The organism is Paenibacillus glycanilyticus, from assembly GCF_023715145.1.
GTDB classification, from domain to species: Bacteria; Bacillota; Bacilli; order Paenibacillales; family Paenibacillaceae; genus Pristimantibacillus; species Pristimantibacillus glycanilyticus_A.
The window spans coordinates 1-388 of the sequence record NZ_JAMBNP010000070.1; the positions used below are offsets into that span (position 1 = coordinate 1).

Genomic DNA, 388 nt, shown 5'->3' on the forward strand with positions numbered 1-388 from the left:
TCGGAAGGTGCGGCTGGATCACCTCCTTTCTAAGGAAATACCTGATCACGATGATGATCAGATAGGAAGCCTCGCTTCCAAACTACAGGCAGTAGTCGCAGCTCGTTGTCAGTTTTGAAAGAGCAATACTCTTTCAGTGTACCAAGAGAATATTAGTGAGGGCCTTTAGCTCAGCTGGTTAGAGCGCACCCCTGATAAGGGTGAGGTCGGTGGTTCGAGTCCACTAAGGCCCACCATTCAGTCCCTCGTTAAGGGATAATGTATGGGGCCATAGCTCAGCTGGGAGAGCGCCTGCCTTGCAAGCAGGAGGTCAGGAGTTCGATCCTCCTTGGCTCCACCAATAATTGTTTTAACTTGCTCTTTGAAAACTGGATAGCGAAAGAATGAA

Annotated in this window: 2 tRNA genes; both read left to right on the forward strand. The window is 49.2% G+C overall.

Features of this window, described 5'->3' with window-relative positions:
• The first annotated feature begins 159 nt into the window (after nt 1-159).
• Nucleotides 160-236: transfer RNA gene (locus M3194_RS31000), tRNA-Ile, on the forward strand.
• Nucleotides 237-264: 28 nt separating this feature from the next.
• A tRNA-Ala gene (locus M3194_RS31005) sits at nt 265-340 on the forward strand.
• The last annotated feature ends 48 nt before the right edge of the window (nt 341-388 follow it).